The sequence below is a fragment of the Cysteiniphilum sp. GTC20157 genome (assembly GCF_055396795.1).
On record NZ_AP044698.1, the window covers coordinates 300,385 to 313,938 of the forward strand.

General features: G+C 38.3%; 13 protein-coding genes. 9 read left to right on the forward strand and 4 right to left on the reverse strand.

The window, feature by feature from the left end; all coding sequences use genetic code 11:
- Positions 1–141: 141 nt before the first annotated feature.
- The gene (locus ACZ5V8_RS01335; protein ID WP_464218045.1) at positions 142–1,668 is read right to left on the reverse strand and encodes an APC family permease; all 1,527 of its coding nucleotides are present in this window, start codon (positions 1,666–1,668) and stop codon (positions 142–144) included.
- A 202-nt stretch (positions 1,669–1,870) separates the two neighbouring features.
- Between ACZ5V8_RS01335 and ACZ5V8_RS01340 the strand changes: the two genes are divergently transcribed.
- Both ACZ5V8_RS01340 and rlmKL read left to right on the forward strand, forming a co-directional pair.
- Positions 1,871–2,302: a nuclear transport factor 2 family protein gene (locus ACZ5V8_RS01340; RefSeq protein WP_464218046.1), complete on the forward strand. Its 432-nt coding sequence runs from the start codon at positions 1,871–1,873 to the stop codon at positions 2,300–2,302.
- An 89-nt stretch (positions 2,303–2,391) separates the two neighbouring features.
- Positions 2,392–4,617 carry a bifunctional 23S rRNA (guanine(2069)-N(7))-methyltransferase RlmK/23S rRNA (guanine(2445)-N(2))-methyltransferase RlmL gene (gene rlmKL / locus ACZ5V8_RS01345; RefSeq protein ID WP_464218047.1) on the forward strand — a complete coding sequence of 742 codons (2,226 nt, stop codon included), beginning with the start codon at positions 2,392–2,394 and terminating at the stop codon, positions 4,615–4,617.
- Here rlmKL and ACZ5V8_RS01350 read toward each other — a convergent pair.
- From ACZ5V8_RS01350 to ACZ5V8_RS01360, 3 genes are all read right to left on the reverse strand, one after another.
- The gene (locus ACZ5V8_RS01350; RefSeq protein ID WP_464218048.1) at positions 4,597–4,896 is read right to left on the reverse strand and encodes a helix-turn-helix domain-containing protein; all 300 of its coding nucleotides are present in this window, start codon (positions 4,894–4,896) and stop codon (positions 4,597–4,599) included. The two genes, rlmKL and ACZ5V8_RS01350, sit on opposite strands and share 21 nt — an antisense overlap.
- Entirely contained in the window at positions 4,886–5,251 is a 366-nt protein-coding gene (locus ACZ5V8_RS01355; protein WP_464218049.1) for a type II toxin-antitoxin system RelE/ParE family toxin, read from the reverse strand. The genes ACZ5V8_RS01350 and ACZ5V8_RS01355 overlap by 11 nt, the downstream gene beginning before the upstream one ends.
- A gap of 221 nt (positions 5,252–5,472) precedes the next feature.
- On the reverse strand, positions 5,473–7,266 hold the full coding sequence (locus tag ACZ5V8_RS01360; protein ID WP_440616195.1) for an ABC transporter ATP-binding protein: 1,794 nt from the start codon (positions 7,264–7,266) through the stop codon (positions 5,473–5,475).
- Between the two features lie 313 nt (positions 7,267–7,579).
- Between ACZ5V8_RS01360 and glsA the strand changes: the two genes are divergently transcribed.
- The 7 genes from glsA (at position 7,580) to ACZ5V8_RS01395 (ending at position 13,476) form a co-directional block, all read left to right on the forward strand.
- Complete coding sequence (glsA, locus tag ACZ5V8_RS01365) at positions 7,580–8,569, forward strand: glutaminase A (protein ID WP_440616194.1); 990 nt, start codon at positions 7,580–7,582, stop codon at positions 8,567–8,569.
- A 60-nt stretch (positions 8,570–8,629) separates the two neighbouring features.
- Entirely contained in the window at positions 8,630–8,950 is a 321-nt protein-coding gene (locus tag ACZ5V8_RS01370) for a DUF4404 family protein (RefSeq protein WP_440616192.1), read from the forward strand.
- A gap of 5 nt (positions 8,951–8,955) precedes the next feature.
- Positions 8,956–9,375 (forward strand): hypothetical protein, encoded by a 420-nt coding sequence (locus tag ACZ5V8_RS01375; protein ID WP_464218050.1) that lies wholly within the window; start codon positions 8,956–8,958, stop codon positions 9,373–9,375.
- Positions 9,347–9,829 (forward strand): ribosomal protein S18-alanine N-acetyltransferase, encoded by a 483-nt coding sequence (rimI, locus tag ACZ5V8_RS01380; RefSeq protein WP_464218051.1) that lies wholly within the window; start codon positions 9,347–9,349, stop codon positions 9,827–9,829. Before ACZ5V8_RS01375 ends, rimI begins: the two co-directional genes overlap by 29 nt.
- A 20-nt stretch (positions 9,830–9,849) precedes the next feature.
- Complete coding sequence (locus ACZ5V8_RS01385) at positions 9,850–10,386, forward strand: DUF924 family protein (protein WP_464218052.1); 537 nt, start codon at positions 9,850–9,852, stop codon at positions 10,384–10,386.
- Between the two features lie 313 nt (positions 10,387–10,699).
- The gene (gene aspS, locus ACZ5V8_RS01390) at positions 10,700–12,475 is read left to right on the forward strand and encodes an aspartate--tRNA ligase (RefSeq protein ID WP_464218053.1); all 1,776 of its coding nucleotides are present in this window, start codon (positions 10,700–10,702) and stop codon (positions 12,473–12,475) included.
- 83 nt (positions 12,476–12,558) lie between these two features.
- The gene (locus ACZ5V8_RS01395; protein ID WP_464218054.1) at positions 12,559–13,476 is read left to right on the forward strand and encodes a S49 family peptidase; all 918 of its coding nucleotides are present in this window, start codon (positions 12,559–12,561) and stop codon (positions 13,474–13,476) included.
- Positions 13,477–13,554: the final 78 nt, after the last annotated feature.

Consider the following 13,554-nt stretch of genomic DNA (forward strand, 5'->3'; position numbering starts at 1 on the left):
ATGTAACAACTTTCACAGTAAGCAACCGTCTCCCTTACGATGGCTTGCTATGGTTGGATTCAAAATCGGTCATATTTTCAATATCATAAAGCATTTATGTAAATACTTTGCGTATTGTTGTGTAATTGCTTGTAAATGTTTTTAATGATCTTCTGATTTCTGTGTAATAAGCACGAAATAAAACAGTGCGCTTAATATTAAAAAGATAATGTAAAATGCAGTGTAATTGGCAAAGTGCTTGTAAATAATGGCAGCAATTAACTCAAATACTAAGAATAAGAAAATTCCCCAAGAACCAACAATCATTTCCTTGATGAGCTTGTTGTCGTGTGTTTTGACTTTCATGCCAGCATACATTACAAAAAAGGTCAAATGCAGGATCAAAGCCACTGCCAAATTGATAATGCCTGAAATCATCAATAAGTAGCTTAAGAATAAAAAGATCACAAACGAAAAAACTTGTGGAAATGGTAAGTAGCTTATCGTTAAAGGGTCATTTTTATTGGCTTTGAGTTTGCTGTAGGCAATGGGTAATGCAATACATGAAATCAAAATAAAAGTAGTGGTTAACGAAGCGATCAGCTGCCAATTTCTAAAGAAAATAATCAAAATCAGTGAGCAAATAAACGTAAAAATCAAGCAAATACGCGACATGCCAATTTGTTCGTTAATTTTGCCAAAAACTTTGGGTACTTGACCGTGTTTCCCCATCTCATTTAGCATACGCGTGCTCGCACCAGTATAAATAATTCCCGTCCCTGACGGACTAATAAAAGCATCAGCATATAGAACAACCGCCAAGGCATTTAATCCAATAAGACCAGTTAATTGTGCTAACGGTGATTCAAAATTAAGTCCTGCCCAGCCATTATCAAGCATGTGTGGTGGTAGCGCGCCAATAAAGGCAACTTGCAGGAGCAAATAGATACCAAGAACAATTAGCACACTACTGATTAACGCTATTGGCACATTGCGTTTAGGATTTTTAAGCTCCGCGGTAAAGCTAACTGCCGTTTGGAATCCAAAGAATGAATAAAAAATACCACAACTGACAATCGCACCAAATATACTACTATTGCCAAAAGGGATAAAACTAGCATTTTGTGCGGTGAAATTGCTGCTATGAAATGCCGCAAGCAGCATAAGAACAGCAGTGACAATAGGAATAATAATTTTGAGTGTCGTAATAGAGTTATTAATCTTTGCAAAAAAGTGTATTCCCCAATAATTAATCAGTGTATATATCAACATAAACACACCAACCACGCCAACACCAGCTAAGGTTAGCGAGCCATTGGCGAATATATACGGCGTCATGGGTTTATAGATAGATGCTATATATTGCGTGGTTGCCATGGCTTCAGACGGAATGACAATTAAACCTAAAAGCCAGTTTGAGATGCCAGTAACGAAGCCAAAATGTGCGTTATGTGAAATGCTAATTAAGCGTGTGAAAAGCCCATTGACTGGATATTTGATGGCGATTTCTGCTAACAATAATGCCATGATTAACACAGCAAGAGCACCGATGATCCATGATAAAATGGATGCCCCACCCGCGGCTTTTGATGCGTAATATGAGGCAAACAGCCAACCGCTACCCATCATCGTGCCGATACTAATGGCAATTGCCGAGAACAGCCCCGGCTGATTTAGTTTCTTTTCCATACTACCTCCCCTGATACTTGGTTAGAACCTTTTAGATAATATTGGAAAAGTAGTTTTATGACAAGGCATGATGTGGTTTAAATTAAGACTTAAGGGTGTCCGATAAGAGCAATATATTGTCTGAATATATATGATATTATCATTATTACTAAGATACACTGCTAATGAGATCGGGAGATGATCAACACCAAAGGAGACGACAATGAACTACAAATCATCTATTCAAAAAACACAACAGCATAACGTAAGTAAAAAAGCGCAGTTAGTAAAAATATTTAGGGAAATATTTGAAAAGGATGAGTTTAATGAAGCAGATATACATAAATATTTCCATCCTGATTACACACAACATGTTGATGGTAAGGTACTGAAATTTGATGATTTTCTTGCGCATATCAAATCATTAAAAGCAGCTGTAAATAAGGTGAATATTCATTTTGAGCACTTGATCGAGGATGGTAATAGAGTATGCAGTGTGCATTATCCTGAAGCTCAAAAAGTTAATGGCATGACCATTAAAGCAAAAGTGATCGCAATGTTTGAGTTCAAAGAAGATCAACTGATTTTTTGTGATGAGTTGACACATTTAATTCAAGGTGAAGAGGATGATGCTGACTTGGGTTCTAGACATTGATTTAGTGAAAATGCTTTGCAATTAAACACCGCAAAAACATTTCTAAGTGATATAATCGCTAGATTGAATTTTTAGCGATTACTATTCCAATGGATATTTCAACAGCAACCGAGAGTGTTGCGCAAACAAAATTATTAAGCTTTTTCGCAAGTTGTGCTAAAGGCATCGAGTTATTATTAAAAGATGAATTGCTCGCTTTAGGTGTTGATGAAGCGCGCGAAAAGCTTGCTGGTGTTGAGTTTGAAGCGGACCTTGCCACTGCTTATAAGGTCTGTTTGTGGTCACGTCTTGCCAACCAAGTGCATCGCAAATTACATGTGGCTAAATTTGACAGTGCGGATGCTTTTTATAATGAACTTTATTCTTTACCTTGGGCAAGTTTCTTTGATGTTAAACAGTCGATTAAAATCGAGGTTTCTGGTAAACATCAAGTGTTTAATAATACCCAGTTTGCTGCGCAAAAAGCAAAGGATGCGGTGGTTGATTATTTTCGTGATCAGATGGATGAACGCCCAAATGTTGAGTTAGATCATCCAGATGTTGTAATTAATATCCATTTACAAAAAGGCATGGCATTTATTTATTTGTCATTGACAGGACAAAGTTTACATCGTCGAGGTTATCGTTTAGCTCAAGGTGAGGCGCCCTTGAAGGAAACCCTCGCAGCTGCATTGCTTGTTAAAAGTGGTTGGCTGGATGAGCTTAAAAAAGATCAAGTGAACTTTATTGATCCAATGTGTGGTTCAGGGACGATTTTAATTGAAGCGGCAATGATGGCATATGATATTGCGCCAAATCTTGCGCGTGGTACGTTTTGTTTTATGCGTTGGTGTGATTTTGATCATAATGCATGGCAGACGCTAAAGTCAGAAGCGTTAATGCGCAAAAATATTGGCAAAGAAAAAAGCAATATAACTCTAATTGGTTATGACGATGATATGCGCGTATTGGACAAAGCACGACAAAATATTGCAAGTGCTGATCTTACTGGTGCGATTGAAGTCTTTGTGCAGGATGTCAGAGACTTAAGTAATGATACACATGAAAAAGCCGGATTTATCTTGACCAATCCTCCTTATGGTGAGCGCTTGTATCATGGTAGACCTGAAAAGTTACGGGGGTTATTTGGCGGGTTTGGTAAGGCATTAATACGTGATTTCAGTGGCTGGAAGGTGTCTATCTTTAGTGCCGCAAGTGAACCTGTCAGAGCACTTGGATTACGATCGATGAAGCTTAATAAATTCTTCAATGGTGCGCTTGAGACGATGCTTTATCAATTTGAAGTATCAGATCAATGGGTGATGCAGCATGAATCTGCAGCACAGAAATTAACGCGTCAAGCGAAGAATGCAGTTTTGCAAGATGATGGTCATTTGGCGTTTAAAAATCGGCTATTAAAGAACTATCAGCAAATTCAAAAATGGGCACAGCAGCAAGGGCTTGAATGTTACCGTATTTATGACGCTGATTTACCTGAATATGCCGTTGCAGTTGATCTTTATAATACCCATGTGCATGTACAAGAATATCAAATTGGGAAAACCGTTGATGAGAAACTTGCACAAAAGCGTCTGTTGCAAGCGGTTTATCATATTGCTGAAGTATTAGGTGTTAGGTATGAGCAGATTCATTTAAAAACACGTCAACGACAAAAGGGTGATAGCCAATATCAAAGGCAGGCAATGACTGACAAGTTCCATGTGGTTAAAGAATATGATGCTTTGTTTTATGTGAATTTTGATGATTATTTAGATACTGGTCTTTTTTTAGATCACCGTAAAATGCGCCAAATCGTGGCAAAAGCAGCCAAAGGCAAAACGTTATTAAACCTATTTTCTTATACATGCTCGGCAAGTGTGCATGCAGCATTGATGGGTGCCAAAACGGTTAGTGTGGATATGTCAAAGACCTATCTAGATTGGGGAAAACGCAATTTACACTTGAATAAATTAAATGTTGATCAGCATTTATTTGTTCAATCTGATTGCTTTGTCTGGCTTAAGGAAGCAGTTAAAGCGCGTAAACAATTTGATGTGATTTTTTTAGATCCGCCAACATTCTCTAACTCTAAGCGTATGCAAAATGTTTTGGATGTACAGCGTGATCATGTTGAGTTAATAGAACTTGCCATGCGACTTTTAACAAGAAATGGTGTATTGTATTTCTCTAACAACTATCGCAAGTTTAAATTTGATGAAGGATTGCAGGCAAAATATAATTGCCAGAACATTGATGATAAATGCTTGTCGCGCGACTTTCTAAGAAGACCAACGATTCACCATTGTTGGCAAATTTCAGTTAAATTGAATGGTTAGCTTTTTTCCTAGTGCATGAGCTATTTTTGAGAGCAGGTTAAAAGAGGGTAGCCTTGTATCAGAGCCGCTTTCAAGGCGAGAAATAACTTGTTGTGTAGTATTTGATTTCTCAGCAAGTTCTTTTTGACTAAGCCCTGACTCAATTCTTAACTGATAAGCAAGTTGGGCAATTTCATTAATATAGCGTTCTTGTTCAAAGTCTATGCTGAATTGCTTGTCATGTTCCATTTGCTCTTTGATGGCTGATTGGATACTTGATCCAATATGTTTATTTTTCATTTCTTAGTACCTCACTCATTCGTTTCTCAGCGATATCCTTATCTTTGCTTTCCAACTTTTGTGTTTTTTTCTTCACATAGTGAAGCAACACCATAGCATTTGAATCTTGCATGCAATATAGGATGCGATGTTGGTTCTTAAACTTATATTTAATTTCCCAAAGTTTACCTTTGATTTGTTTAAATTGTACTTTAACAAAGTCAAAGCCATACTTTTCTATGTCAGCAAATCTTGCATATGCGGCCAGCTTTTCATCACGTGGTAGCTTATTTATGTCCTCTTTCACAGGCTCACGACCATTTGAGGTTTTGTAAAAATATATATCCATTACATAAATATAGGTTGCTTTTCTCATAAGAATACACCCAAATGGATGTGTGTCAAGTTTTTGATGACTTTTATCATTTATGGCGTTATCTGCAAAGCTAAACTTTACTAACTCTAGTTATTAATTACTTAAAAAGTGAAAAGGTGAAAAGGTGAAAAGTAATACGGTCATAGAGGCTTCGACTTACGCTCAGCCAACGCTTATGCAATCAACGTGGGCAGGAATATGGTCATAGCCGGCTAGTTTTATCAATACATATTACCTGTCTGGATATCCCAAAGTTGAGCATATTTCCCTTTGAGCTTTATCAGTTCTTGATGCGTACCGCTTTCAATGATTTGCCCTTGATCCATTACATGAATGATATCGGCATGGCGAATTGTTGACAGTCGATGGGCAATAATAATCGTTGTTTTTGATTTAGAAATCTTGTTTAAAGCACGCTGTATAGCAAGCTCGGTTTCATTATCGACAGCGGAGGTTGCCTCATCCAAAATTAAAATCGGCGCATCTTTTAAAACTGCTCGTGCAATACAAATGCGTTGTTTCTGCCCACCAGATAGTAATAAACCGCGTTGCCCAACATCGGTGTCGTAACCGTTGGGTAATTGCATAATAAATTCATGCAGTCCTGCAACTTTAGCCGCATGCGTAATCGTCTCATCATCGGCGTTAAAAGAGCCATAGGCAATGTTTTCTTTGATCGTGCCATCAAATAAGAAACTATCCTGACTCACTAAAGCAATCTGTTGACGCCATGATGATAAATCAAAGCTTTGAATATTGTCAGTGCCATAGTTTAAAGCACCAGATTGAGGCGCATAAAATTGGCACATAAGCTTAATCAATGTGCTTTTTCCTGAGCCTGATTCGCCAACAAATGCGGTGGTTTGTTGTGCGTTAATGCGTAGATTCAAATCTTGGTAGATGGGCGCATCATCGTCATAGCCAAAAGTAACATGATCTAAGACAATATCTTGGTGGTTGGGTATTGTTTTCAATGTTGCTTTATTGCTTAGTTCTTCAGTTGACCAAGTCAGCAAATTAAGGACACGTGTTGTTGATGCCATGACACGTTGATAGTCAACTGTGACTACAGCAAGATTGTTGAAAGGCCATAGCAGGCGTTGGGATAAGAAAATCAGCATACTAAAAACACCGACGTTCATTTGTCCATGAAATGTTTGATAGCCACCAATCAGCAGTGTAAACAAAAAGCCAGTTAAGACAAACATACGAATAACCGGTGTTACCATCGAGCTAATTTGGATGGTTTTGCGATTAGCCGTTTGATAATTGGCACTGGCTTTTTCGATGCGTTGTGCTTCATACTCTTCGGTGGTATAGCTTTTAATGGTTAAGAGATTAAGTAGATTACGCTGTAAATCACCACTGATTTCAGCAGCCTTTTGACGTACTTCTAAAAACCGAGGTGCTAAACGATGCTGGAAATAGAATGCACCAATAATAATGCATGGAATGGGCACAATAGCAAGCAATGTAATTAAAGGGGAAGCAAATAAAAACACAATACCAATGAAAACAGTAGAAACAACAATTTGTACAATTTGATTAACACCATCTTCCAGAAATCTCTCCATCTGATTGATATCATCATTAATCGTTGCAATCATTTGACCAGTTGAGGTTGCTTCAATCTGTTGGACATTGGCTTTTTGAATATGTCCGTAGACGTCAGTACGCAGTTTATGTTCAACATTTTGTGCGAGATTACGCCATTTCAGGCTATATAAATACTGAAAATACGACTCGAATGCCCAGATGAGAAAGGTAAGCAAACCTAAGATTAATAATTGTGAAAATAATGAATGCACCCCAGTTATTTGTGCAATCCATGAATCTTGGCGTGATACCACCATATTAACAGCGACGCCTAAGAGAATTTCAGGGAAGATGTCAAAAAGTTTGTTGAGTGTTGAGTATAAGAGTGCTAAAAGATAATCCTTGCGATAACCGCGCATATAGCTTAATAGTCGCAATAATGGATATTTGTTTGTGGATAAATAGGTGTTAGATTTCAATGGCTAGTACGGTTAAGCATGAGTGTATAAATACTATCGGGAAATATCACCAACCCTCAAGCAAAAATATGCTTTATACTGAAAACATTCCAAAAAGGTTATCACCGAAGGTTGCTTAGGCTAACTTCCATGAAGTGAGCATAGTGCTTGATAAAAATGGGAATGTTCAGATTAGTAGAAGAGTTTTGTTAGTACTCAATTGCCGTTGAGTGATTTAATTTAGTCATTGTTTAAGCAATAAGCGCTATCAAATAGCAGATGATACGTATAGAATAAGCTGTATTTTCAATGGCTAAAATATAAAATTAAAATAATGATTTCTGACGAAAAATTCCAAGAATTCTGTGCTTATCTAAGCGATATCCATGCAAGTTTACAATCCAATCAGCAAGGCAAAGTGGCAAGCTATATCCCTGAGCTTAAAAAGGTTAATCCAGATCAGTTTGCCATCTCTGTGTGTACGGTTGATGGTAGAAAGTTTAGTATTGGTGACTTTAAGTCACGCTTTTGTATGCAATCAATGGTCAAGCCCGTGCTGTATGGCTTGGCATTAGAGGAAAATGGATTGAGTTATGTGCATAAACATATCGGGCGTGAGCCAAGTGGTAAGAACTTCAATGAATTAACATTAAATGATCAGGGTTTGCCACATAATCCAATGATCAATGCCGGCGCAATGATGTCGTGCTCGATGATCAAGCGTAAATCCAATCCGGCAGAGCGATTTAATCATATTATGCAAGCGCTTTATAAATTATCGGATAGTCAGAAAATTACGTTTAATAATGCAGTGTATAACTCGGAAAAAGAAACAGCAGATCGCAATTATGCCTTGGGTTATTTCATGCGCGAACATCAAGCTTTTCCAAAAAATACCGATTTGCATCGCACACTGAATTTATATTTTCAGGCATGCTCGATTGAGCTTAATAGTGAGATTTTAGCAACGATTGCGGCAAGCTTTGCCAATGCCGGCAGTTGTGCCGTGACAAAAGAGGAAATCTTTAAGCCAGAGACAGTCAAAAATTGCTTATCATTAATGTATTCATGTGGCATGTACGATTATTCCGGTGAGTGGGCGTTCTCGATTGGACTGCCTGCTAAAAGTGGCGTATCTGGTGGTATTTATGTTATTGTTCCTGATTTGATGGGGATTGCGATTTACTCGCCGCGCCTAGATAAACATGGTAATTCATTTAAGGCAATTGAAGTATGTAAACGCCTTGTTGAGCGTTATAGTATTCATAATTACGATAGTATTTTGCGCTGTCAAAATAAAATTAACTTATTCCCAGTAAGTTAATTGTCAAACAGGCGCTTAACACCTAGAATAAAATCAAACTAAAGGTGCTAGGAGCAAGCTATGCCACAAGATACAATCGCTAAAATCAAAGAGATTCTTAAAACGTCAGATAAATTAAACTTTGATGATACTGAGTATTTATCCGAATTATTAGATCAGTTACAAACGGAGTTAGAATCTTTACCAGAGAGTGAGAAAGCGCAAGCACTTGAAATTGCTACGTTAACTAAGCAAAAAGTAGAAATGAGTAAGCTGCAAGACCCTAAAGAAGCAGATTTTAGCGATCTTGAGCAGGCAATCATTGAATATGAAGTAAGTCATCCTAAACTTACACATACCGTACGTTCTATTTGTAACCTGTTGTCGAGCATTGGGATCTAATTTGCATGACTGAAGATGAACGGCAAGCTGCAATATTAAAGCATTTAGCCATTACGCGTTGGTATGCTAAAGATAATCCCGTTAATAAAGACGAGCCATCAGCAGACAAGACAGATATTATTGCGAATAAACTGAGTGTGATTATATCCACTTTGGAACAACGAGATCGTGTTAAAGCGCTTATAAATGCGATGTTTACACAATTTTCGGTATGCTTTATTGAAAAAGATCAAGCGCAAGCAGAAAAAAATATAGCCTCAAGTGCGATAATTCTCTATGATGAAAACTTGACGTTAAAAACCTTGTTAAATCAAAGTTTGCATGATAGGTGCTATGCACTTAAAATTGATGCACTCAGTTGTGCAAAGGTGAAGAAACAAACCATGATGAATCTTTATGCAGTATCAGATTTTGCCATTAGGTGAGAACCATTTACCACAGATGATGGATATTGAACGTGAGGTATTTGAATACCCATGGTCAGCGTCACAAATGAAAGACAGTATCTTATCTGCGCATACAGAGACGTGGGGTTTGTTTGATTTTAATCATCAGCTGATTGCTTTTGCAGTTATTTCAGTGATTTTTGATGAGGCAGAGATTCTTAATTTTTCAGTGGCAAAATCATACCAACACCAAGGTTTTGGGCAAAAACTATTGGCTTATTTGATGAACCATCTATCTTATAAGCAGATTGAGAAGTTGTTTTTAGAAGTGAGAGTCACCAATATCCCTGCAATTAGCATTTATAGAAAATACGGCTTTGAAGAAATCTCAGTTCGTAAGAACTATTATCGCGTTGGTGAAACCTATGAGGATGCATTGGTTCTACAAGCAACGTTGCAAATCGAGCACTCAACGCATTATTTTTTAAACTGATAAACTTAAGAGGGCGTTGTATGCACCATCAAGAGATTTTAGACTTTTGGTTTAAAGAACTCACTGCAAAAGACTGGTTTGCAAAGAGTGATGCATTGGATCAAAACATAAAAGATCGATTTTTGGCAGTTCACAAAGCAGCATCTCGTGGTGAGTTGTTTGCATGGCGCGAAACGGCAGCGGGGCGTTTGGCTGAAATTATTGTGTTAGATCAGTTTTCACGCAATATTTTTAGAAATACAAAAGAAGCTTTTGCCTATGACTCATTGGCGTTGGTCTTAGCACAAGAGTTAGTGATATTGAAGCTAGATCAAACATTAAGTGATAGTGAGCGTTCATTTGCATATTTGCCCTATATGCATAGCGAATCAAAGCTTGTCCATCAACAAGCATTGGCACTTTATACTGATTTAGGCAATAGCCAAAGTTTGGAGTATGAAATAGCGCATAAAGCGATTATTGATCGATTTGGACGTTACCCACATCGCAATGCGCAACTAGGACGGGCTTCAAGCAATGAGGAAGAAGCGTTTCTACTTGAGCATGCCGGCTTTTAATTCAATTCAATACGTTAGGCGAAGACTAAATAATTCACCCACAAGTGCTCACCGTACCCTGAGCATAAGTCGAAGCGATGCACTGAGCATCAGTCGAAGTGGGTAAACTTAAGAAGATTACACTTTACAGAGGCTTCGACTTGCGCTCAGCCAACGTTTACGCAATCAAAATGGGTGTGAATATGGTCATAGCTATACGTTAAAACATAAATTTGCAAAACTCCCAGTCTCAATAATTGTTATCTGTCACATATTTGTATATGCTTATCGGCTTATATGTCTTTGTTATGTTGTGTTATTTAAAGGATAAAAAATGCGTAGTCATTATAGTTCAGAAGTGAATGAGTCTCTGGTTGATAAAACCATTGAAATATGTGGATGGGTGCACCGTCGTCGTGACCATGGTGGTGTTATTTTCTTAGATATCCGTGATCGTACGGGTCTTGTGCAATTGGTTTATGAGCCAGAAAATGCAAGCGTTTTTGAACAGGCGGATCATGTGCGCCATGAGTATGTCATTAAAGCCAAAGGTATTGTTAAATTGCGTCCCGAGGGGCAGGAGAATCACAATCTAGCCAGTGGTAAGATTGAAATTATTGGTCAAAGCTTGGAGCTTATTAATCGCGCTAAGACCATTCCTTTTCAATTGGATGAGCATCAACAAGTCGGTGAAGATATTAGGTTGAAATACCGTTATATTGATCTAAGACGTCCTGAGATTCAACATCGCTTGATTCAGCGCTCACGTATTTCACAATTTGTCCGTCAGTATTTAAATGAACATGGGTTTTTAGATATTGAAACGCCATTTTTAACTAAGGCAACACCCGAAGGTGCGCGTGATTACTTGGTGCCAAGTAGGAATCATCATGGTAAGTTTTATGCGTTACCGCAATCACCGCAATTGTTTAAACAGTTGTTAATGGTATCTGGTTTTGATCGTTATTATCAGATCGTTAAATGTTTTCGTGATGAAGATTTGCGTGCCGATAGACAGCCTGAATTTACTCAGATTGATATTGAGGCATCATTTATCGATGAAAATACCTTAATGAATTTGATGGAAGATATGGTTCGTCGTTTATTTAAACAAACGGCAGATGCAGAATTTCCATCACAATTTCCAGTGATCAGCTATGCCGAGGCGATGGCTAAATATGGTTCAGACAAGCCTGATTTACGTATCCCATTGCACTTCATCGATGTGAAAAACATTATGCAAAATGAAGAGTTTAAAGTATTTTCAGCACCTGCTAATGATAAAAAATCACGTGTCATTGCAATGCGCTTAGACAATGGCAATGCACTGTTGACACGCAAGATGCTTGATGATTATACCAAGTTTGTAGGAATCTATGGTGCTAAAGGCTTGGCGTATATCAAAGTCAATGAGATGGCGAAAGGCAAAGAAGGGCTGCAATCACCCATTGTCAAAAATCTCTCAGATGAAGCATTGGCAAAAGTGCTTGAGGTCACAGAAGCCAAAGATGGTGATATTATTTTCTTTGGTGCGGGTAAAGCCAATATTGTCAATGATTCAATGGGCGCGCTACGCGTTAAAATTGGTGAAGAACTTAAACTACACACCAAAGCATGGGCGCCATTATGGGTCGTTGACTTTCCAATGTTTGAAGAGGCAGATGGTCGGCTTTATGCATTACATCATCCGTTTACTGCGCCAAAAGTGGATAATGTGGATGAGCTTAAATCACATTCTGAAAAAGCTTTATCTCGTGCTTATGATATGGTTATCAATGGCTATGAAGTCGGTGGTGGTTCGATTCGTATCCATGATCAACAAATGCAGCAAACGGTGTTTGAGTTATTAGGGATCGATGAATCAGAAGCCAAAGAGAAGTTTAGCTTCTTACTAGACGCTTTGCAGTATGGCGCGCCAATTCATGGTGGTATTGCCTTTGGCTTAGACCGCTTAACCATGTTAATCACCCATACGACCAATATTCGTGATGTGATCGCTTTTCCTAAGACACAAACAGCCAGTTGCTTGATGACTGAGGCGCCTGCTGAGGTTTCAAATGAACAGTTACAAGAGCTTGCGATTAAAACAGTTATTACTGAGAAAGCATAAACTAAGCTGTATTTTTCTATCAAATCATCTACGATTAAACCTATGGTTATTTTTATCTCTCTTTAAACGAATAAGGAAGTATTATGTCTGAACATTTACAGCGCATCGCTGATGCTTATCTTCTAGAACAACGCCGAGCCCGTCGTTGGCGCATATTTTGGCGCTTTTGTTGGTTAGTCGTTGCGGTTATCATTATTGGGCTTTTGATGAAAAGCTTTAGCAGTAAACCAGTTAATAACGAAAATCATATTGCTTTAGTCAAGGTTGATGGGGTGATTGCCGATGATAGCAATGCCAATGCCACACGCATCAATGACAGTTTGGATGTAGCCTTTAAAAATAAAAATACCAAAGCGGTGATTGTTCAGATCAACAGCCCAGGTGGCTCGCCAGTGCAATCTGATGATATTTATGAGCATATGCGTTATTTGCAAAACAAATATCCTAAGATTCCATTATATGCAGTATGTGTCGATGTTTGCGCATCAGGCGGGTATTATATTGCCTCTGGTGCTAAAGATATCTACGCCAACAAGATGACAATTACTGGTTCGATTGGTGTTAGAGCCGGTGGCTTTGGTTTTGTTGACTTATTAAAGAAAATTGGTGTTGAGCGCAGACTATATACAGCAGGCAAAGATAAAGGCTTCTTAGATCCATTTGAACCACAAAATGCTTCACAAGTGTCGGAAATGGAGGCAATGCTGACTGAAACGCATCAAGTGTTTATTGATGCGGTTAAAGCAGGGCGCGGCGATCGCCTTGATAAAAAACAAGAAGATAAAATATTCTCAGGCATGCCATTTTCAGGTGTGCAAGCTAAGAAGTATGGTTTGATTGATGGGTTCGCCTCAGTTGATAGTTTGCAACGTGAGCAATTTAATAATATGAAAGTGGTTAACTTTACCAAGCCATTGAGTGTTTTTGATCAAATCAGTCAAAAGCTAGGTACTGAAGTGATGTATCAAGCAGCTGAAGCCAGTGGGTTGAAACTGCAATAGGCTAGGTTTTAATTCTCCCTCACCCATTGAGCTTTAGCTCAACGACCTCTCCCGCAAGGGGCGAGGTAATATACTGTC

Coding starts and splice junctions, on each gene's coding strand:
- rimI (WP_464218051.1), top strand. CDS start 9,347: ATGCAGTATCAGATTTTGCCATTAGGTGAGAACCATTTACCACAGATG.
- ACZ5V8_RS01340 (WP_464218046.1), top strand. CDS start 1,871: ATGAACTACAAATCATCTATTCAAAAAACACAACAGCATAACGTAAGT.
- ACZ5V8_RS01370 (WP_440616192.1), top strand. CDS start 8,630: ATGCCACAAGATACAATCGCTAAAATCAAAGAGATTCTTAAAACGTCA.
- ACZ5V8_RS01335 (WP_464218045.1), bottom strand. CDS start 1,668: ATGGAAAAGAAACTAAATCAGCCGGGGCTGTTCTCGGCAATTGCCATT.
- aspS (WP_464218053.1), top strand. CDS start 10,700: ATGCGTAGTCATTATAGTTCAGAAGTGAATGAGTCTCTGGTTGATAAA.
- ACZ5V8_RS01395 (WP_464218054.1), top strand. CDS start 12,559: ATGTCTGAACATTTACAGCGCATCGCTGATGCTTATCTTCTAGAACAA.
- glsA (WP_440616194.1), top strand. CDS start 7,580: ATGATTTCTGACGAAAAATTCCAAGAATTCTGTGCTTATCTAAGCGAT.
- ACZ5V8_RS01385 (WP_464218052.1), top strand. CDS start 9,850: ATGCACCATCAAGAGATTTTAGACTTTTGGTTTAAAGAACTCACTGCA.
- ACZ5V8_RS01355 (WP_464218049.1), bottom strand. CDS start 5,251: ATGAGAAAAGCAACCTATATTTATGTAATGGATATATATTTTTACAAA.
- rlmKL (WP_464218047.1), top strand. CDS start 2,392: ATGGATATTTCAACAGCAACCGAGAGTGTTGCGCAAACAAAATTATTA.
- ACZ5V8_RS01375 (WP_464218050.1), top strand. CDS start 8,956: ATGACTGAAGATGAACGGCAAGCTGCAATATTAAAGCATTTAGCCATT.
- ACZ5V8_RS01350 (WP_464218048.1), bottom strand. CDS start 4,896: ATGAAAAATAAACATATTGGATCAAGTATCCAATCAGCCATCAAAGAG.